This window comes from Streptococcus sp. CSL10205-OR2, assembly GCF_025660655.1.
Classification (GTDB): Bacteria; Bacillota; Bacilli; order Lactobacillales; family Streptococcaceae; genus Streptococcus.
Genome location: NZ_JAOTIN010000009.1, coordinates 1 through 20,657, shown reverse-complemented (window position 1 = coordinate 20,657; position 20,657 = coordinate 1). Strand labels below are relative to the sequence as shown.

Here is a 20,657-nt window from a genome sequence, read left to right as displayed (position 1 = left end):
TATTTTTATTATTTTCTAACAATGAGAATATCAACAGCAGCGTGGCGCATAATATACTCAGAAGATGAACCAATCAGCAATCTTTCAAAGGTGCTAAGACCTGTTGCACCAAGCATAATTAAATCAATATTTTCTTTTTCAGGGATGTCTGTTGCTAAAAGAGTCTTTGGATTTCCAAACTCAATCAGAGTTTTTATTTTTTGCAGTCCTCTTTTTTTAGCCATGTCCTTATATTTTTCCAGGGTACGACTAGCTTCATTTTCTAATTGTTCAAAGACAAAACCATCTAAGGTAGCAACGCTTTGTGTCGCGCGTGTGTCAATGACGTGTGCTAGAATTAGTTCTGCGTTATCGTTGATTGCAATTTGAATGCCTTTTTTTAAAGCAATCTCAGCTTGTGGTGAGCCATCAATACCAACTAAAATACGTTTATATTGGTAAGTCATAGTAAACACCTCCCTTATTTCTATCTTTATTATACAACTTTTAGTAAAAAAATAATAATAGTTTGAGAAGAGTTCTCTAAAAAGGTAAAAATTTATCACTATTGCTATTTTACTTTTTTTAAAATTAGTTCTATAATACTTAACACGAGGTAAAAACTATGAAACGATATGAAAAATCATCTAAATTAGAACATGTTGCCTATGATATCAGAGGACCTGTTCTTGATGAAGCTAATCGCATGATAGCTGATGGTAAGAAAATTTTGAGGCTAAATACTGGTAATCCAGCAGAATTTGGTTTTACAGCGCCAGATGAGGTGATTAGAGACCTTATCATGAATGCAAGAGATAGTGAAGGCTATTCAAATAGTAAGGGTATTTTTAGTGCCAGAAAAGCGATTATGCAATACTGTCAAACCAAGAATTTCCCTAATATTGATATTGATGATATTTTTATTGGAAATGGTGTTAGTGAATTGATTACCATGTCTATGCAAGGTCTACTTGATGATGGTGATGAAGTTTTAGTGCCCATGCCTGATTATCCGTTATGGACAGCAGCTGTTAGCTTGTCTGGTGGTCGTGCTGTTCATTATATCTGTGATGAGCAATCAGAATGGTATCCAGATATAGAAGATATGAAGTCGAAAATCACGTCAAACACCAAAGCTATTGTTCTTATCAATCCCAATAATCCAACAGGAGCCCTTTATCCAAAAGATATTTTAGAGGCAATTGTTGAATTGGCTCGTCAGCATGAACTCATCATTTTTTCTGATGAAATCTATGATCGAATGGTGATGGATGGACTTAAACATATTCCGATTGCTAGTCTTGCGCCAGATGTGTTTGTTGTGACTATGAATGGCTTATCAAAGTCACATCGTATTGCTGGTTTTCGAGTAGGATGGATGGTTCTATCAGGAAGAAAAGATCATGTTAAAGGGTATATAGAAGGTTTGAATATGTTGTCTAACATGAGACTTTGTTCAAATGTTTTAGCACAGCAAGTTGTTCAAACATCTCTAGGTGGTTATCAATCCGTTGATGAACTTTTACTACCAGGTGGTCGCATTTTTGAACAGCGTAATTTTATCACAAAAGCGATTAATGACATTCCTGGTCTATCGGCAGTAAAACCTAAAGCTGGTCTTTATATTTTCCCTAAAATAGACCAAAACATGTATGACATTAAAGATGATGAAAATTTTGTTTTAGAATTTTTGAAACAAGAAAAAGTACTCTTGGTGCATGGTCGAGGCTTCAACTGGAAAGATGCTGATCATTTTAGAATTGTTTATCTACCAAGAGTAGAAGAATTAGCAGAATTACAAGAAAAAATGACACGTTTTCTTCATCAATATCGTCGTTAAAATGACATTGACAACTTTAAATATTGAAATAATAAAAAATTTTCTGACAATTGTTTGCAAATAAAATACCACTTTGATATAATAGTCATGATTACTATAGAAAGAGTGGATTATGGCTAACTTACTTACAAAAACAAGAAGAATGACCTCAATCTTGCAAAAAGCTATTGATCAACTGCAAGAAGAATTACCGTATAACACCACTGCAGCTCAGTTGGCTGATATTATTGACTGCAATGCTTGTATTATGAATGCAACTGGTCATATGCTTGGTTATGCGATGAAATATAGTACTAACAATGACCGAGTAGAAGAAATTTTTGAAGCACATCAATTTCCAGATTCATATGTTGAAGCAGTTAATCGCATTTTTGACACGGAGGCTAATTTACCAATCAGTAGTCCGTTAACTGTTTATCCAGTGGAATCAAAAGATATTTATCCTGATGGCTTAACCACACTAACCCCAATATATGGTGGTGGGATGAGACTTGGAACTCTCATTATCTGGAGAAACGACAAACCTTTTGAAGATGATGCTCTCGTTTTAAGTGAAATCGCATCAACTGTGGTAGGTGTTCAATTATTGAATTTACAAAATGAAAACTTAGAAGAAACCGTTAGAAAACAGACTGCTATTAATATGGCAATCAACACCTTATCTTATTCCGAAATGAAAGCGATAAAAGCTATTCTAAGTGAATTAGACGGTCTTGAAGGACGCTTAACAGCTTCTGTTATTGCAGATCGTATCGGTATCACTAGAAGTGTGATTGTTAATGCCCTTCGTAAGTTAGAGAGTGCCGGCATTATCGAGAGTCGCTCTCTTGGGATGAAGGGGACCTATCTTAAAGTGATTAATGACGGTATTTTTCAAAAGATAAAGGATTATGAATAAAATGACAAAAGCACTTGTATCAATTGATTATACCTATGATTTTGTTGCTGATGATGGAAAATTAACAGCAGGAAAACCAGCGCAAGCTATTGAAGCGAGTATTGTTCAAAAGACAAAAGAAGCGTATGATAATGGTGATTATATTTTCTTTACTATTGATTGTCATACAACCGATGATGATTTTCATCCAGAAATGAAGCTATTTCCACCGCATAATATTAAAGGAACATCAGGTCGATTTTTATACGGCAAACTAAATGATGTTTACGAAGATATTAAAGGGTCACCTAAAGTTTTTTGGATGGATAAGCGTCATTACTCTGCTTTTTCTGGCACAGATCTTGACATTCGACTTCGTGAAAGAAAAGTTGATACTGTTGTATTGACAGGTGTCTTAACTGATATTTGTGTTCTACATACCGCTATCGATGCTTATAACCTAGGTTATAAGATTGAAATTCCAAAATCTTGTGTGGCTAGTATTGATGTGAACAGTCATGGATGGGCTTTAAATCATTTCGAGAATGTTTTAGGTGCTAAAATGGTTGATTAAAATATTTTGAAAAAAGAACACCTTAATCCTGTGTGATGAGGTGTTCTTTTATTACTTAATTAACAGGTGAACGTCTGATAAGTATGAAGTTATTTTCAAAAAGAATTTAATGAGGAAACAAAAGACGAAGCGTTAGAAAATATGGTATAATTTTAACGATAGACTAAATGGAGGATAAGTAACGAATGAAAATTTCTGAAGAAGAAGTGCGTCACGTGGCTAAACTATCAAAATTAGCCTTTAGTGATGAAGACACAAAAGAATTTGCAACCACACTTTCAAAAATTGTTGATATGGTAGAACTGTTAAATGAAGTCGATACAACAGGTGTTGCTATTACAACGACTATGGCTGATACAGTCAATGTTATGCGTGAAGATGTTGCTATCAAGGGTTGGAATCGAGAGGAACTCTTTAAAAATGTACCAGAAACTGAAAATGGTTTGATAAAAGTACCTGCCATTATTGATGAAGGAGGAAATGCTTAATGTCTTTAAATCATAAAACAATCGATGAATTACATGACCTTCTTGTGTCAAAAGACATCTCAGCTCTTGAGTTAACAAAAGAAACCCTTAAAGATATCTCAGAACGTGAAGAAAAGATCGGTAGCTTTATCACCATTTCTGAAGAAGATGCTCTAAAACAAGCTAAAGCTATTGATGAAAAGGGGATTGATCCCCATAATGTCATGAGTGGTATTCCTTTAGCGGTTAAAGATAATATTTCAACAAAAGGTATTCTAACAACAGCAGCATCAAAAATGCTTTATAATTATACCCCTATCTTTGATGCCACAAGTGTTGAAAAACTTTATCACAATGATATGGTGATTATTGGTAAAACCAATATGGATGAATTTGCCATGGGAGGTTCTACTGAAAATTCTTACTTCAAGACTACTAAAAATGCTTGGGACACAACGAAAGTGCCTGGTGGTTCATCAGGTGGCTCTGCAACTGCAGTTGCCTCAGGACAAGTGCGCCTATCCTTAGGATCTGATACTGGTGGTTCTATCCGTCAACCTGCTTCATTTAATGGTATTGTTGGTATGAAACCAACGTATGGCCGTGTGTCTCGTTTTGGATTGATTGCCTTTGGTAGTTCACTTGATCAAATTGGTCCTTTTTCACAAACTGTTAAGGAAAATGCACAGTTATTAAATGTCATTTCAGGTTTTGATGAAAAAGATTCAACCTCAGCTAAAAAAGAAGTGACAGATTTTACCAGTAAAATGGGTCAAAGTATTAAAGGAATGAAGATTGCTCTTCCTAAAGAATATATGGGAGAAGGCATTAACCCTGCTGTTAAAGACAATATTTTAAAAGCAGCAAAACACTTAGAGAGCCTAGGAGCTATCATTGAAGAAGTGAGTTTGCCACATAGTAAGTATGGTGTGGCTGTTTATTATATCATTGCTTCTTCAGAAGCTTCTTCAAATCTGCAACGTTTTGATGGCATTCGTTATGGTTTTAGAACAGAAAACTATAATAACCTTGAAGATGTTTATATCAATACCAGAAGTGAAGGCTTTGGTGACGAGGTGAAACGCCGTATTATGCTAGGAACCTTTAGCTTATCATCAGGTTATTATGATGCCTACTTTAAAAAAGCTGGTCAAGTAAGGACCTTAATTATCAATGATTTTAATCAAGTCTTTGCTGATTATGATTTAATTCTTGGTCCAACTGCTCCAGATGTGGCTTATGGTCTTGGGACACAAAGTCATAACCCTGTTGCTATGTATTTGGCTGATTTGTTGACCATTCCAGTTAACCTTGCTGGCCTTCCTGCTATTTCTATTCCATCAGGTTTTGTTGAAGGCTTGCCTGTTGGTTTACAACTAATAGGACCAAAATACAGTGAAGAAGTAATCTATCAAGTGGCTCAAGCCTTTGAAGCAACAACCGATTACCATAAACAACAACCGATTATTTTTGGAGGTGACAAATAATGAATTTTGAAACAGTTATTGGACTTGAAGTCCATGTGGAATTAAAAACAAATTCAAAAATTTTCTCACCTGCTCCAGCTCATTTTGGTGAAGATCCAAATACCAATACTAATATTGTCGATTGGGCATTTCCTGGTGTTCTTCCAGTCATGAATAAGGGTGTGATTGATTATGGGATTAAAGCGGCTCTTGCGCTGAATATGGACATCCATCAAAGGATGCATTTTGACCGTAAAAATTATTTTTACCCAGATAATCCAAAAGCCTACCAAATTTCTCAATTTGATGAACCCATAGGCTACAATGGCTCTATTGAGATTGTACTTGAAGATGGTACGAAAAAAACGATTCGCATTGAACGTGCTCACCTAGAAGAAGATGCAGGTAAAAATACCCATGGCAGTGGTGGCTATTCATATGTGGACATCAATCGCCAAGGTGTGCCTTTGATTGAGATTGTTTCAGAAGCAGATATGAGAAGTCCTGAAGAAGCTTACGCTTATTTGACTGCATTGAAAGAAATTATTCAATACACTGGTATTTCTGACGTCAAAATGGAAGAAGGATCAATGCGTGTGGATGCTAATATTTCTTTGCGTCCTTATGGTCAAGAAGCCTTTGGAACGAAGACTGAGCTCAAGAATTTAAACTCCTTTAACTTTGTACGTCGTGGTCTTCAATACGAAGTGGAACGCCAAGCAAAAATTCTTCGCTCAGGTGGTCAAATTCAACAAGAAACTCGTCGTTATGATGAATCAACTGGTGAAACCATTTTAATGCGCGTGAAAGAAGGTTCAAGTGACTATCGTTATTTTCCAGAACCAGATCTTCCCATTTTTGAAATTGAAGACAGCTGGATTGAAGCGGTTCGTTCTAGCTTACCAGAATTTCCAAAACAGCGTCGCGAAAAATACACAACACAGTTTGGTTTATCAGCCTATGATGCCATGCAATTAACGGCAACAAAAGCCGTTTCAGACTTTTTTGAAAAAGCTGTTTCTATCGGAGGCGATGCCAAGCTTGTTTCCAACTGGCTCCAAGGTGAAGTGGCGCAATATCTAAATACTGCTAGTCAGACGATTAACGATATTTCTTTAACACCAGAAAATCTTGTGGAGATGCTTAGCTTAATCGCTGATGGTACCATTTCTTCTAAAATTGCAAAGAAAGTCTTTGTCCATCTTGCTAAAAATGGTGGTAGTGCTAGAGAGTATGTTGAATCAGCTGGACTTGTCCAAATTTCAAGTCCTGAGCAACTTATTCCAATCATTAAAGACGTTTTCGCTAATAATGAAAAAGCCATTAATGACTATAAAGCAGGTAATAAAAATGCTGCCAAGTCATTAATTGGACAATTAATGAAAGCAACGAAAGGACAGGCCAATCCTCAAGTGGCACAACAATTGCTAAATGAAGAATTAGCTAACCTTTAACGATAAAAAAAGATTGAAAGTCAATATTGGCTTTCAATCTTTTTAAAAACTCAAATTTTTACTTGTGAAACCGTTTTATAATCGATATAATAGTAATAAGATACAGAAAGGATAAAGGAAATGAAAAAATTAAAATTTTTGTTATTGTTACCACTACTCATTATTATTGTGGCTTGTTCGAAAAATCCTCAAGATGAATTTATCACACGTTATAATAATAATCTAAAACAAGAAGAAACAAGTTTTGTCTTTAGTGTTAAAATTAAGGATATTAAATTGGCAAATAATAGTACAGAGATGTCTGAGTTGAAAGACTTAAAAAACAAAGCATTCATCTTTGATGTTTCTCAATCAACAAAAGATAAAATCTTTTCAATTTCTTCTGACTTATCTGAATTCAAGTCTTCTTTTCCGATGTTAGATATCGTTGGTACTAATGATGATTTTTATGTTAATGCTGAACTTTGGGGAATGTTTTCTGGTATAGAAAGTGATAAAATTAAAGGTCGTTATATCAATGTCGCTGACTTTAGTGAGGACTATGATTCTGTTTTTGATGAAGCAGAAGATTCAACAGGTTGGGCCGATAGTTTTAAAGAGATTGATGCTGAAAAATTTAAAGAAGATGGAGATGCAGTTGTCTTAACTATTGAAATGTCAGAATTATTAGATATGGTCAAAGATGTGTCAGAGGATGCAACAGCTAGTACCTATCTTAATATGATGAATGCTTACCTTGATGAGAGTAGTTTGGTCACATATCGTTTAGAAAAAGACGGTAGTGCTAATGTGACTATTGATCTTAAAATGGCTCCTGGATTGGATGATGGTATAGAGTCTATCACTATTGAAATGATTTCTAAAAAAGTTAACTATATTGCTCCTAAAGTGCCTAGTAAATCAAAAATCATTAGTCCCGATGAATTACAAATGATATCATCAGAAGTCTATCAAGCAGAGTTAACAGATGAAGAATTTCAAGAACTATATAATCAAGTCAAAGATAATCTCTCTTTTTATTCTAAAGAAGATCTAATGGAAGAATTAGAGTTTTATCGCCAATTTTTAACAGAGGAACAGTATAAAAAACTAGAAGCATTAATTGCAACAGCAGCTTAATAAATAAACATCACCACGCCATCAGTCCGTGGTGGTGTTTTTACTTTCCTCTAACAGATGCTCATTTCGAAAAAATAGATTTTTAAAACAATTTAGTGTAAACTTTTTATATAGTAATTTTATGATAATTAAAAAGGATTTTTAAAATGAAAAAGACATTTATTGCAGCAAAACAAGAATCAAAATTTAATTTAGGTTGGCTTCTTGGACCTTTGGTTGGTTTTATTTTATTAACATTAGCTGAAACCATTAGTTTTATGGTAATTGTGCCCTTTTTTATGTACCAAATACCACCTTTAGAAATACAGTTGTTTGGCTTTATTTTTATTTCATTAACGGTTGTTTTCTGGGCTAGAGTCATTGAAAAAAGTCCCTGGCAAGGTATTGGATTTACAAAAACAAAAGCCTTTCAATCTTTTCTTTCTGGGTGGGGAATCGGAACCTTAATGATGTTTATTTGTGTCTTTTTAATGTTTCTTTTTGGTGGTCTCACCTTCACTGGGTATCAATTATCTCCAACTCTTATCGTTCAGTTTTTGATTTTGATGATTGCCTGGACGGTACAAGGTAGTGCAGAAGAAATTTTGGCTAGAGGATGGTTGTTTAGTTCAATATCCACTAGATATCCTGTCTTTATGGGATTAATTGTCTCATCGTTATTTTTCACTATTTTGCATCTAGGAAATGATCATTTATCAGTCATTCCCATTCTTGACTTATTTTTATTTGGTGTGCTTGCTGCTTTATACATGTTAAAAACAAATGATATTTGGGGCGTTAGTGGGATTCATGCTGCGTGGAATTGTTTTCAAGGTAGTTTTTTTAATTTTAATGTCAGTGGTAGTCAGACGTCACAAGCTTTTGTCAAGGTAAGTGTTCATGGACCTGATTGGTTAACAGGTGGTGATTTTGGTGTAGAGGGCAGTGTCTTTAGTCTCCTTGTTCAACTAGCTGTCATCATCTGGTTAGTTTATGATTTGAAGAAAACAAATGAGTTTACTTTGCTTGGGAAATAAAAGTGTCATTTAGGCTGATACTCATACTAAGAGGGTGTTTTTTTAACTAAATTATGTTAGAATAAGAGTACTATATATTTGTGGAGAGAGATGTGAGTATAGAAGATTATATACCGACCTTTGCGGTCGAAGCTGTCTATGATTTAAGACCTGATAATCTGAGAGATCAGGGGATTCGTGCTGTTTTAGTTGACTTGGATAATACCTTGATTGCTTGGAATAATCCTGATGGTACTGCAGAATTACGTGCTTGGTTAGATGAAATGACTATTGCTGATATTCCGGTAGTGGTTGTTTCTAACAATAAATATGACCGAGTTGAGCGTGCTGTTGATAAATTTGGTGTTGACTTTGTTAGTCGCGCCATGAAACCTTTTGCCAGAGGAATTAATATTGCTATTGAAAGGTATGGTTTTGATCGCGATGAAGTTGTTATGGTAGGTGATCAGTTAATGACTGACATTAGAGCTGCTCACAGAGCTGGTATCAGATCGATTTTGGTGAAACCACTTGTTACCTCAGATGCCTGGAACACAAAAATTAATCGTATGAGAGAACGTCGTGTACTTGCAAAAATTGAAAAGAAATATGGCAAAATTGACTATAAAAAAGGAATTTAAGTGAAAGATTTGTACTGTATTGGTTGTGGTGCCAAAATCCAAACCACTGATAAAGACAAAATAGGGTATACCCCATTGTCAACACTAGAAAAAAATCAAGAAACGGGTGATATTTATTGCCAGAGGTGTTTTCGACTCAGGCACTATAATGATATTCAAGATGTTCAATTGTCTGATGATGATTTTTTGAAACTACTTCATGAAGTGGGTGACAGTAACGCCTTAATTGTCAATGTGGTTGATATTTTTGATTTTAATGGCTCTGTTATCCCTGGTTTATCAAGATTTGTCGCTAATAACGATATTTTACTAGTTGGCAATAAAAAAGATATCTTACCAAAATCTGTCAAAGATGCTAAAGTGACTCAGTGGTTGATGGAAAGAGCTCATGAAGAAGGTCTACGACCAAAAGATGTTGTTTTAACCAGCGCCCAAAATCGTCAAGCTATCAAAGAATTAATTCAGAAAATTGATCAATTAAGAAAAGGTAGAGATGTTTATGTTGTTGGTGTCACTAATGTTGGAAAATCAACCTTAATCAATGCCATTATTCAAGAACTTACCGGTAGCCAAAATGTGATTACCACTTCGCGTTTTCCTGGAACGACTTTAGATAAAATTGAAATTCCTTTAGAAGATGGGCATTACCTTTTTGACACTCCTGGAATTATCCATCGTCATCAAATGGCTCATTATTTATCCAAAAAAGATTTGAAATACGTGAGTCCTAAAAAGGAAATTAAACCTAAAACTTACCAACTTAATCAAGAGCAAACTATTTTCATGGCTGGCTTAGCCAGATTTGATTTTTTAGAAGGGGATAAACAAGGCTTTACCATTTTTGTTGATAACAATCTGCCTCTTCATCGAACAAAGTTAGAAGGTGCTGATGGTTTTTATCAAAAACATCTTGGACAACTATTAAGTCCTCCAAAACATGACCAAATAAAGACATTCCCAAAGTTAGTCAAACATGAGTTTGTCATTACAGAGAAAATGGATTTAGTCTTTTCAGGTCTTGGTTGGATTCGTATTAAAGAAAAAGCTAGAGTGGCAGCATGGGCACCAGAAGGTGTCTCAGTTGTTTTACGTCGAGCAATAGTATAAGAGGAAAATATGACATTAACAAGTAAACAACGTGCATTTTTAAAAAGCCAAGCACATTCTTTAAAACCCATTATTCAAATTGGGAAAAATGGCTTAAATAACCCAATTAAAACAAGTGTTCGAAATGCACTAGACGCGCGTGAATTAATCAAAGTAACTCTGCTACAAAATACCGATGAGGACATTCATGAGGTAGCAGAAATATTAGAAGATGAAATCGGTGTAGAGACTGTTTTAAAAATCGGCCGTATCTTGATTTTATATAAAGAGTCAACTCGAAAAGAGAATCGCAAAATTTCTGAAAAAGTCAAAACACTTTAATATTGTTCGGAGGCATAAATGGCTATTGAACTATTAACACCATTTACAAAAGTAGAATTAGACGTAGAAACAAAGACCAACAATCGGCCACAAATTGGTATTTTAGGAGGTAATTTTAATCCCGTCCACAATGCCCACTTGATTGTTGCTGATCAAGTTCGCCAGCAACTTGGTCTTGACCAAGTTTTACTAATGCCTGAATATAAACCCCCACATGTTGATACAAAAACTACTATTGACGAGAAGCACCGTCTTAAAATGCTTGAGTTAGCGATTGAAGGTGTTAAGGGGTTAGCGATTGAAACCATTGAACTTGAAAGAAAAGGTATCAGCTACACTTATGACACAATGGTAGAATTGATAAAAAAAAATCCAGAGGTAGACTATTATTTTATTATTGGTGCTGATATGGTGGATTATCTGCCAAAGTGGCATAAAATTGATGACTTGATTCAGATGGTTCAATTTGTTGGTGTTCAACGTCCTAAGTATAAATCAGGAACTAGTTATCCAGTCATCTGGGTTGATGTCCCATTAATGGATATTTCATCTAGCATGATTCGTGACTTTATCAAAAAAGAGAGAGATCCTAATTTTCTATTACCTAAAGCAGTGTTAGATTATATTAAAAAAGAAGGATTATATCATGACTTATCGTAACTATCTTAATATGAGTCGTGACCAACTCATAAAAAAACTTGAGCAAGTAGTAACAAAAGAGCGTTTAAAACATATGATAGGTGTAGAAGAAACCAGCATCCGTTTAGCACGTCTAAATCATTATGACGCTGAAAAAGCAGGTTTAGCTGGTCTTCTTCATGATTATGCAAAGAACTTGCCTGATTCTGAATTTATCCATCTCATTGATAAGTATCAATTAGATGAGAGCTTGAAACAATGGAACAATAATATTTGGCATGGCTTGGTTGGCACCTACAAAATTCAAGAAGACTTGGGTTTGACCGATAAAGAGATTCTTCAAGCGATTAAATACCATACAACAGGTTCTAGTCAGATGTCTCTTCTTGATAAAATCGTTTATGTTGCCGATTATATCGAACCCAATCGTGATTTCCCAGGTGTTGATGAAGCAAGAAAATTAGCAGAGAGCTCCTTGGATAAAGCAGTTGCTTATGAAACGGCTCAAACGATTAGTTACCTTGTTAAAAAAAGAATTCCTATTCATCCCCGAACGATTCAAACCTACAATGCCTATATTCATCATTTAAACGAAGACTGATGACTTTGTTGTGTGATGATGACAATCTAGAAAAAGAGGAACAAACGTGTTAGAAAAAGAATTACTACAAACAATCCTATCAGCAGCTGATGAAAAAAGAGCTGAAGATATCATGGTTTTAAACCTACAAGAATTAACAAGTATGACTGATTACTTTGTTATTATGAGTGCCACTAATAGTAGACAATTAGAAGCTATTTCAGACAATATTCGTGAAAAAGTGAAACTTTCTGGACAAGACAGTAGTCATATTGAAGGCGATGCTAAAGCTGGTTGGGTGTTACTTGATTTAAACAGTGTCATCGTCCATATCTTTTCAGAAGAAGAACGTGCTCACTATAATTTAGAAAAATTATGGCATGAAGCACCACTAATAGCCTTAGAAGACATTATAAACTAATTAACCTTGTTCTTAGGAACAGGTTTTTTCTGATGGTAGTGATAGACCGAATTAAAAGAAAGATGAAAAAAATGATTAATTATGAAATGTTTGCGAGGATTTATGATAGTGTCATGGATGACTCTCTCTATCAAAAATGGACTGATTTTAGCCTTCGCCACTTACCCAGTGCTAAAGATCAAAAAAAGTTATTAGAACTGGCTTGTGGAACAGGTCTTCAATCGATTTACTTTGTTGAAGCTGGTTTTGATGTGACTGGGCTAGATTTAAGTGCTGAAATGCTAGATATTGCCAAAAAGAGACGCGATTCAAAAAATCTTGATATTACTTTTATTAAAGGGGATATGAGAGACTTATCTCAGCTGCCAAAATTTAATATGGTCACTTGTTACTCAGACTCGATTTGTTATTTACAAGATGAGGTAGACGTTGGCGATGTTTTTAAAGAGGTTTATAACATATTAGAACATGACGGTGTTTTTATTTTCGATGTTCACTCCACTTTTCAAACAGACCAAGTTTTTCCAGGTTACAGTTATCATGAAAATGCTGAAGACTTTGCTTTTCTTTGGGATACCTACGCTGATGAGGCACCTCATTCTGTTGTTCATGAACTCACTTTTTTTGTTAAGGATAAAACAGGTGACTTCAAACGTTTTGATGAAATTCATGAAGAAAGAACCTATGAGATACTAACCTATGATATTTTACTAGAGCAGGCTGGGTTTAAAAATGTCGAGGTTTATGCTGATTTTGAGGATAAAAAACCAGAAGAAACTTCAAAACGCTGGTTTTTTGTGGCAAGAAAATGACGATTACAGGTATTGTTGCCGAATTTAATCCTTTTCATTACGGTCATCGCTACTTATTAGAACAAATCTCTGGTTTGAAAATTGTTGCCATGTCTGGTAATTTTATGCAAAGAGGAGAGCCTGCTATTGTTGATAAGTGGTCAAGAGCACAAATGGCTATTGAAAACGGAGCAGATATCGTTGTTGAATTGCCCTTTTTAGTGAGTGTTCAATCCGCCGATTATTTTGCAAAAGGCGCTCTTTCTATTTTAAACGCGTTAGGGATTGAGGAACTTGCCTTTGGAACGGAAGAAAATGGTCATTATCAACAGTTACTAGAAGATTATCGTAATAAACAAGAGGAGATGGAAGACTTTTTAAAGAGTCAATCACACTTAACATCTTATCCTGAAAAAGCTCAAAAAATGTGGCAACATTTTTCAGGCATAACATTTTCTGGACAAACCCCTAATCATATTTTGGCGCTGTCTTATGTTAAGGCAATTGCGCCTTATGACATTAAGATAAGACCTGTTAAAAGAGTGGGTGCAGATTTTCACTCTCTTGATAAAACTGCCTCGATAGTGTCAGCAACAGCCATCAGACATCATATAAAAGATAAAGAGTTTTTAAAACAATCAACACCGGCTTGGCAAAACATACTAAAAGAGCCACATGTGTCATGGGATGATTATTTTCATCTACTCAAATATCATATTTTATCTCATCAGGATTTGACTGAGATTTATCAAGTCAATGAAGAAATGGCTAGTCGGATTAAAACTGTAATAACAAAAGTTGATAATATAGAGGAATTGGTTAACCAAGTGGTAACTAAACGCTATACTAAAGCGCGTGTCAGAAGGTTATTAACCTATATTTTAGTCAATGCAAAAGATAGTCCGCTACCTGAGAAAATCCATGTTCTTAGTTTTAGTCAAAAGGGTCAGTGTTATTTATCTCAACTTAAAAACAAAGAAATACTTATGACGAGAATTGGCAAAGAACCTTGGGATTTCATGACTCAAAAAGCAGATACTATTTATCAAATGGGCAATAAAAAAATCACTCAACAAACCTATGGTCGAATTCCTTTCATGGGAAAATAATGGACTAAACATTTATATAATGAAAAGTACAATAAATCATGAAGTCTTTTTATCATGAGAAGTTTTGTGATATAATAATAAAGCAAAAAAATAAAAGGAGATTACTAATGGGACGTAAATGGGCTAATATTGTTGCAAAAAAAACAGCAAAAGATGGCGCTAATTCAAAAATATATGCTAAATTTGGTGTAGAAATCTATGTAGCAGCCAAACAAGGAGAGCCAGACCCAGAATCAAATTCAGCACTAAAATTTGTTTTAGAACGTGCCAAACAAGCGCAAGTACCAAAACATGTTATTGACAAAGCTATTGATAAGGCAAAAGGAAATACAGATGAAACCTTTGTTGAAGGTCGTTATGAAGGTTTTGGACCAAATGGTTCAATGATTATTGTTGATACTTTAACATCAAATGTTAATCGTACAGCTGCCAACATTAGAACTGCCTTTGGTAAAAATGGTGGGAATATGGGAGCTAGTGGTGCTGTTTCTTACATGTTTGACAAAAAAGGTGTTATTGTTTTTGAAGGAACAGACGCTGAACATATTTTTGAAGTGTTATTAGAAGCTGATGTTGATGTTGAAGATGTTGAAGCAGAAGACGGTAGTATTACTGTTTATACAGCTCCTACAGATTTACATAAAGGAATGGAAGCTCTTCAAAAAGAAGGCATCACAGAATTCCAAGTAACAGAGCTTGAGATGATTCCGCAATCAGAAGTGAGTCTATCTGAAGAAGATTTAGAAATTGTTGAAAAACTAATTGATGTTTTAGAATCAGATGATGATGTCCAAAAAGTTTATCACAATGTAGAAGGCTTGTAATTCAAATAAAAATAATGTTTACCTTTGAAATTAATGGTATTGCCTTGCCTATTTGTTCTTATTCTGATATAGTAAGAATGAATTTAATAGTATGGAGGAAATTATGAATTTTAATCTTACAATGCTTGGTATGTTTGCTATATTTGTTGGTATTACCTTTTTTATGCAACGTCAACAAAAAAAGCAAATGCAAAAACGTTTAGATGAACTCAAAACCATGTCAAAAGGTGATGAAATTGTGACAATCGGTGGTATGTTTGCCCTTGTTGATGAAGTGGATAAAGATCACAATAAAGTTGTTCTTGATGCTGAAGGTGTCTACCTTACTTATGAATTAACATCAATTAAGCGAATTGTTTCTAGAGCAAATGAGCCGGTGGTTTCTGTTGAAGACGCTAAGGAAAGTGTTGTGGAATCAGCTATTGAAGAATAAAAGAGTAAAAATTTCCTCCTCAAAAGGAAATTTTTATTTTTTACCAACTAGAAATTATTAGAAACTGCTATAAAACTGAAAAATATGGTAAAATAGCAATAGTATTTCAATGATTAGGATAAAATAATGTTTGATTTTTTAAAAAATAGTAAACCAACAGCACTAGAAACAATTCCAAAGCACATTGGCATTATCATGGATGGTAATGGTAGATGGGCTAAAAAAAGAATGCAACCTCGTGTGTTTGGGCACAAAGCAGGTATGGATGCCCTTCAAGACATTACATTAATGTCATCTGAAATAGGTGTTAAAGTATTGACTGTTTATGCATTCTCAACAGAAAACTGGTCACGACCTGAAGACGAAGTCTCCTTTATCATGAAGTTGCCCGTGGATTTTTTTGACAAATATGTTCCAAAATTACATGAGAATAATGTCAAAATTCAAATGATGGGAGAAAGAAATCGTCTCCCAGAAGACACATTAAAAGCTTTAGATGATGCCTGTCAATTGACTAAAAACAACACAGGATTAATTCTTAATTTTGCTCTTAATTATGGTGGCCGTGCCGAGTTAACCTTAGCAATAAGAGAAATTTCAAAAAAAGTTAGTCAAGGTGAAATAAAGCCTGAAGAAATCACTGAAGAAGTGATTGCCAATCATCTAATGACGTCAGACTTACCTGATTTATATCAAAATCCTGATCTTATTATTAGAACAAGTGGTGAAATAAGACTTAGTAACTTTTTACCATGGCAATCAGCTTATAGTGAATTTTATTTCACACCCGTTTTTTGGCCCGATTTTAATCAGGAAGAATTTACTAAGGCACTAGAAGAATATAGTCACCGCCAAAGACGATTTGGAAAAGTGTAAGAAAGGAAAAGTATGCAAAAAAGAATTATTTTTGGTTTAATAGCCTTAGCTATTTTTATGCCATTACTATTTTTAGGAGGAATAACTTTCCAATTATTTGTTGGCTTTTTATCAATGCTTGCTGTTTCAGAACTTCTTAGAATGAAACGATTGGAAGTTTTTTCATTTGAAGGTGTTTTAGCCATGTTAGGAGCTTTTGTTTTGACAGTTCCTATTGGTAATTATCTCAACTTTCTACCCTTAGATGCTAATTTTTCAGCATTTAGCATTGTTGTTTTTCTACTACTAGCAGGAATTGTTTTTAATTATCCAGACTATACTTTTGATGATGTTGTCTTTCCAATAGCTTCTAGTTTATACGTTGGTATTGGTTTTCAAAATCTTGTTATTGCTCAACAATCTGGCTTTAATAAGGTCATGTTAGCTCTACTAATAATCTGGGCAACAGATTCAGGAGCTTATTTAATCGGTGTTCGCTATGGTCGTAGAAAACTGCCTACTCCAGTCTCACCTTCTAAAACTATTGAAGGGAGCTTAGGAGGTGTCTTTTTTGCACTAGTTATAGCAAGTTTATTTATGTTTTTTGATACTTCTGTCTATGCGCCTTATTCTTTTCCTGTGATGATGCTTTTGGTTGCTTTATTTAGTATAGCTGGCCAGTTTGGAGATTTAATTGAAAGTGCCATCAAACGTTATTTTGGTGTTAAAGATTCTGGTAAATTCATTCCAGGTCACGGTGGTGTTTTAGATCGATTTGATAGCATGTTGATTGTACTGCCGTTGATGCACTTTGTAGGTTTATTTTAAAATGGAGAAAATAAAATGACTGGTATTTTAACATTTATTTTTATTTTTGGTGTCATTGTTGTGATCCATGAATATGGTCACCTTTACTTTGCCAAAAAATCAGGCATCCTTGTAAGAGAATTTTCTATTGGTATGGGTCCAAAAATTTTTGCTCATCGAGGTAAAGATGGGACAACTTATACTATTCGCCTTTTACCCCTTGGAGGCTACGTTCGTATGGCAGGTTGGGGAGATGATAAAACTGATATCAAAACAGGTACTTTAGCCAGTTTAGAATTTAATGATTTATCCGAGGTAACACAAATTAATCTTTCTAAGCGTGCCGTCTCTTCGACCAGTCTTCCTATGAATATAGTATCCTATGATTTAGAAGATAAACTGGAAGTCACTGGATTAGTTCTTGAAGAGACAAAAACATTTAAGGTTAATCACAACGCAACAATCATTGAAGAAGATGGCACAGAAGTTTTAATAGCACCTAAAGATGTTCAATATCAAAATGCTAGTATACTTGGTCGGATGATGACGAATTTTGCCGGTCCAATGAATAATTTTATTCTTGGAATTGTTGTTTTCATCATCTTAGCCTTTGTTCAAGGTGGGGTGCCAGATGAGACCACCAATCGTGTACAAGTGATGCCTAATGGACCACTAGCTCAAGCAGGAGTTGTTGAAAATAGTCAAATTTTATCTATTGAAGGAAAAACAATTTCCAATTGGCAAGAATTGACACAAGGTGTTGCTGACGCTACCAAAGACTTAAAAGAAGGCGAAGCTATTAGTTTGGTTGTCCAAAATGATGGTGAAGAAAAAACAGTTTCTGTGGTCCCAGAAAAACAAAACAACACCTATCTTATTGGTGTAACGAGAAGTTTAAAAACTAGTTTTACAGATAAATTATTTGGTGGTTTTGAAATGGCTTATACATCCGCCTTTGCCATTTTAAATGGTCTTAAAAACCTCATCTTCCATCCAGATATTAATAAACTAGGTGGGCCGGTTGCTATTTATCAATTAAGTAACCAAGCAGCAGCCTCAGGATTTTCGGATGTCCTTTATTTAATGGCTATGCTATCAATGAATCTAGGTATCTTAAATCTTGTGCCAATTCCTGCACTAGATGGTGGTAAAATAGTGATGAATATCATTGAAGCCATCAGAAGAAAACCACTCAAACAAGAAACAGAAATGTATATTACCTTAGCAGGTGTTGTTGTCATGGTAATTTTGATGATTTCAGTGACATGGAATGATATCTTGCGAACATTCTTTTAAAATGAAACGATAGATGGAGATAAATAATGAAACAAAGTAAAATGTTGATCCCAACACTTAGGGAAATGCCAAGTGATGCTCAAGTCATTAGTCACGCCTTGATGCTCAGAGCTGGCTATGTTCGACAAATATCATCTGGAATATATTCTTATTTACCGCTTGCTAACCGTTTAATTGAAAAATTAAAAAATATCATGCGTGAAGAATTTGAAAAAATTGGTGCGGTTGAAATGCTAGCACCAGCTTTACTTACTGCTGATTTATGGAAAGAATCAGGACGTTTTGAAACTTATGGTCCGGATTTATACCAATTAAAAAATAGAGAGCAATCAGAGTTTATTTTAGGACCAACACACGAAGAAACCTTTACTGCCTTAATGAGAGATTCTATTAAGTCCTATAAACAATTACCTTTAACTGTTTATCAAATTCAATCTAAATATCGTGATGAAAAACGACCAAGAAATGGTTTATTAAGAACACGCGAGTTTATTATGAAAGATGCTTATAGTTTTCATGCTGACTATGATAGTTTAGATGTGACATATGATGATTATAAAAAAGCTTATGAAAGAATTTTTAAACGTATTGAATTAGACTTTAAGGCAATCATTGGTGATGGTGGTGCTATGGGAGGTAAAGATAGCCAAGAATTTATGGCTATTACTCCAGATAGAACAGATCTTAAAAGATGGTTAATTCTCGATAAGACGATAGCTAAAATTGACGATATTCCTGAAGATGTTTTAGAAGCCATTAAACAAGAACTCACTTCTTGGTTAATCTCTGGTGAAGATACCATTGCTTATTCAACAGAATCAGGTTATGCAGCAAATCTTGAAATGGCAAGTAGTCAATTTAAACCAAGTTCAAAAGTAATAGCTATGCAAAATCTCGAAAAAGTTGAGACACCTGATAGTAAAACAATTGAAGAAGTGGCTTCATTTTTTAATGTCGATACCAAAGAAACCATTAAAACACTTCTTTATTTAGCTGACAAAGAACCAATTGCTGTTCTTTTGGTCGGCGATGATCAAGTTAATGAAGTCAAATTAAAAAATTATCTAGGTGCTGATTTCTTAGAGCCTGCTTCAGAAAATGACAGTAAAGCCTTGTTAAATGTTTCGTTTGGTTCTCTTGGTCCAGTTGATTTGCCAAATAATATTAAAATTATTGCCGATCTCAACATTAAAAACAGTACAAATGCTATTTCTGGTGCTAATGAAGATGGTTATCACTTTAAAAATGTTAATCCCACTAGAGATTTTGACGCAGAATACGCTGACATAAGAGAAGTAAAAGAAGGTGAAGCATCACCTGATGGTCTTGGGACCTTAAAATTTGCCAAGGGGATTGAAATTGGACATATCTTCAAACTAGGAACAAGGTATTCTGAAAGCATGGGAGCTACCATTCTAAATGAAAAAGGAAGTAGCCAACCTATTATCATGGGTTCTTACGGCATAGGTGTGAGCCGAATTTTGTCAGCTGTCATGGAACAACATGCTCGGATTTTTGTAACAAAAACACCAAAAGGAGATTATCGCTATTCTTGGGGAGTTAATTTTCCTAAAGAATTAGCACCTTATGATATTCACCTTATTACTGTCAATGTTAAAGATGATAATGCGGTTGCACTAACCAATAAAATTGAAATGCTATTAATGGATGCTAACTATAGTGTTTTAACAGATGATCGTAACGAAAGAGCAGGATCAAAATTTTCAGACAGTGATTTAATTGGTTTACCCATTAGAATTACAGTAGGAAAAAAAGCTTCAGAAGGTATTATAGAAGTCAAAATGAAATCAAGTGGTGATACTATAGAAGTGAGCGAATCAAACTTATTAGAAACCCTAGAAATATTGACTAATATGAACAAAGCATAATTTCAAAAATCTTCTCACCAAGGATACTTGGTGAGAATTTTTTATAAAAAAAGCGACAAAATGTATTGACAAAGCTTAGCTGAGGTGCTAGAATATAATAGTTGTCTCGAAAGAGCATGACCTTTGAAAACTGAACAAGACAAGAAACCAAACGTGCAGGGTTATGAAAGTAA

At 34.6% G+C, this 20,657-nt stretch carries 23 protein-coding genes; 22 read left to right on the top strand and 1 reads right to left on the bottom strand.

What is annotated here, in order from left to right; genetic code table 11:
- Positions 1 to 8: 8 nt before the first annotated feature.
- Entirely contained in the window at positions 9 to 446 is a 438-nt protein-coding gene (locus tag N7659_RS05405) for a universal stress protein (RefSeq protein WP_263276188.1), read from the bottom strand.
- A 158-nt stretch (positions 447 to 604) separates the two neighbouring features.
- On the opposite strand from N7659_RS05405, the gene N7659_RS05400 reads away from it, so the two are divergent.
- The 22 genes from N7659_RS05400 to N7659_RS05295 all read left to right on the top strand — a co-directional run bounded on the left by N7659_RS05400 (position 605) and on the right by N7659_RS05295 (position 20,484).
- Entirely contained in the window at positions 605 to 1,819 is a 1,215-nt protein-coding gene (locus N7659_RS05400; RefSeq protein ID WP_263276187.1) for a pyridoxal phosphate-dependent aminotransferase, read from the top strand.
- Between the two features lie 112 nt (positions 1,820 to 1,931).
- Complete coding sequence (codY, locus tag N7659_RS05395; RefSeq protein WP_263276186.1) at positions 1,932 to 2,717, top strand: GTP-sensing pleiotropic transcriptional regulator CodY; 786 nt, start codon at positions 1,932 to 1,934, stop codon at positions 2,715 to 2,717.
- A gap of 1 nt (position 2,718) precedes the next feature.
- Positions 2,719 to 3,270: a cysteine hydrolase family protein gene (locus N7659_RS05390; protein WP_263276242.1), complete on the top strand. Its 552-nt coding sequence runs from the start codon at positions 2,719 to 2,721 to the stop codon at positions 3,268 to 3,270.
- A gap of 185 nt (positions 3,271 to 3,455) precedes the next feature.
- Positions 3,456 to 3,758, top strand: a complete 303-nt coding sequence (gene gatC / locus N7659_RS05385; protein WP_199568069.1) for an Asp-tRNA(Asn)/Glu-tRNA(Gln) amidotransferase subunit GatC — start codon at positions 3,456 to 3,458, stop codon at positions 3,756 to 3,758.
- A complete protein-coding gene (gene gatA / locus N7659_RS05380) occupies positions 3,758 to 5,224 on the top strand; it encodes an Asp-tRNA(Asn)/Glu-tRNA(Gln) amidotransferase subunit GatA (protein ID WP_263276185.1) in 1,467 nt (488 codons plus the stop codon). Before gatC ends, gatA begins: the two co-directional genes overlap by 1 nt.
- Positions 5,224 to 6,657, top strand: a complete 1,434-nt coding sequence (gene gatB, locus N7659_RS05375) for an Asp-tRNA(Asn)/Glu-tRNA(Gln) amidotransferase subunit GatB (protein WP_263276184.1) — start codon at positions 5,224 to 5,226, stop codon at positions 6,655 to 6,657. The genes gatA and gatB overlap by 1 nt, the downstream gene beginning before the upstream one ends.
- A 120-nt stretch (positions 6,658 to 6,777) precedes the next feature.
- Positions 6,778 to 7,776 (top strand): hypothetical protein, encoded by a 999-nt coding sequence (locus N7659_RS05370; protein ID WP_263276183.1) that lies wholly within the window; start codon positions 6,778 to 6,780, stop codon positions 7,774 to 7,776.
- A 146-nt stretch (positions 7,777 to 7,922) separates the two neighbouring features.
- On the top strand, positions 7,923 to 8,792 hold the full coding sequence (locus N7659_RS05365; protein ID WP_263276182.1) for a CPBP family intramembrane glutamic endopeptidase: 870 nt from the start codon (positions 7,923 to 7,925) through the stop codon (positions 8,790 to 8,792).
- A gap of 92 nt (positions 8,793 to 8,884) precedes the next feature.
- Positions 8,885 to 9,412, top strand: a complete 528-nt coding sequence (locus tag N7659_RS05360) for a YqeG family HAD IIIA-type phosphatase (RefSeq protein ID WP_317629566.1) — start codon at positions 8,885 to 8,887, stop codon at positions 9,410 to 9,412.
- Positions 9,413 to 10,519, top strand: coding sequence for a ribosome biogenesis GTPase YqeH (gene yqeH / locus N7659_RS05355; protein ID WP_263276181.1), 1,107 nt, complete (start codon positions 9,413 to 9,415; stop codon positions 10,517 to 10,519).
- A gap of 9 nt (positions 10,520 to 10,528) precedes the next feature.
- A complete protein-coding gene (yhbY, locus tag N7659_RS05350) occupies positions 10,529 to 10,840 on the top strand; it encodes a ribosome assembly RNA-binding protein YhbY (protein ID WP_263276180.1) in 312 nt (103 codons plus the stop codon).
- Positions 10,841 to 10,858: 18 nt separating this feature from the next.
- Positions 10,859 to 11,500, top strand: a complete 642-nt coding sequence (locus N7659_RS05345; RefSeq protein WP_199568061.1) for a nicotinate-nucleotide adenylyltransferase — start codon at positions 10,859 to 10,861, stop codon at positions 11,498 to 11,500.
- Positions 11,487 to 12,080: a bis(5'-nucleosyl)-tetraphosphatase (symmetrical) YqeK gene (yqeK, locus tag N7659_RS05340; protein WP_263276179.1), complete on the top strand. Its 594-nt coding sequence runs from the start codon at positions 11,487 to 11,489 to the stop codon at positions 12,078 to 12,080. The genes N7659_RS05345 and yqeK overlap by 14 nt, the downstream gene beginning before the upstream one ends.
- A gap of 46 nt (positions 12,081 to 12,126) precedes the next feature.
- On the top strand, positions 12,127 to 12,480 hold the full coding sequence (rsfS, locus tag N7659_RS05335; protein WP_263276178.1) for a ribosome silencing factor: 354 nt from the start codon (positions 12,127 to 12,129) through the stop codon (positions 12,478 to 12,480).
- 71 nt (positions 12,481 to 12,551) lie between these two features.
- Positions 12,552 to 13,292 carry a class I SAM-dependent DNA methyltransferase gene (locus N7659_RS05330; protein WP_258512052.1) on the top strand — a complete coding sequence of 247 codons (741 nt, stop codon included), beginning with the start codon at positions 12,552 to 12,554 and terminating at the stop codon, positions 13,290 to 13,292.
- Positions 13,289 to 14,380 carry a nucleotidyltransferase gene (locus N7659_RS05325; protein WP_263276177.1) on the top strand — a complete coding sequence of 364 codons (1,092 nt, stop codon included), beginning with the start codon at positions 13,289 to 13,291 and terminating at the stop codon, positions 14,378 to 14,380. The genes N7659_RS05330 and N7659_RS05325 overlap by 4 nt, the downstream gene beginning before the upstream one ends.
- A gap of 107 nt (positions 14,381 to 14,487) precedes the next feature.
- Positions 14,488 to 15,204, top strand: a complete 717-nt coding sequence (locus N7659_RS05320) for a YebC/PmpR family DNA-binding transcriptional regulator (RefSeq protein ID WP_263276176.1) — start codon at positions 14,488 to 14,490, stop codon at positions 15,202 to 15,204.
- A gap of 103 nt (positions 15,205 to 15,307) precedes the next feature.
- Entirely contained in the window at positions 15,308 to 15,637 is a 330-nt protein-coding gene (yajC, locus tag N7659_RS05315) for a preprotein translocase subunit YajC (RefSeq protein ID WP_263276175.1), read from the top strand.
- A 126-nt stretch (positions 15,638 to 15,763) separates the two neighbouring features.
- Positions 15,764 to 16,513 (top strand): isoprenyl transferase, encoded by a 750-nt coding sequence (locus N7659_RS05310; RefSeq protein WP_263276174.1) that lies wholly within the window; start codon positions 15,764 to 15,766, stop codon positions 16,511 to 16,513.
- Between the two features lie 12 nt (positions 16,514 to 16,525).
- Positions 16,526 to 17,320, top strand: a complete 795-nt coding sequence (locus tag N7659_RS05305; RefSeq protein WP_263276173.1) for a phosphatidate cytidylyltransferase — start codon at positions 16,526 to 16,528, stop codon at positions 17,318 to 17,320.
- A gap of 15 nt (positions 17,321 to 17,335) precedes the next feature.
- Positions 17,336 to 18,595: an RIP metalloprotease RseP gene (gene rseP, locus N7659_RS05300; RefSeq protein WP_263276172.1), complete on the top strand. Its 1,260-nt coding sequence runs from the start codon at positions 17,336 to 17,338 to the stop codon at positions 18,593 to 18,595.
- 26 nt (positions 18,596 to 18,621) lie between these two features.
- Positions 18,622 to 20,484 (top strand): proline--tRNA ligase, encoded by a 1,863-nt coding sequence (locus tag N7659_RS05295; protein WP_263276171.1) that lies wholly within the window; start codon positions 18,622 to 18,624, stop codon positions 20,482 to 20,484.
- Positions 20,485 to 20,657: the final 173 nt, after the last annotated feature.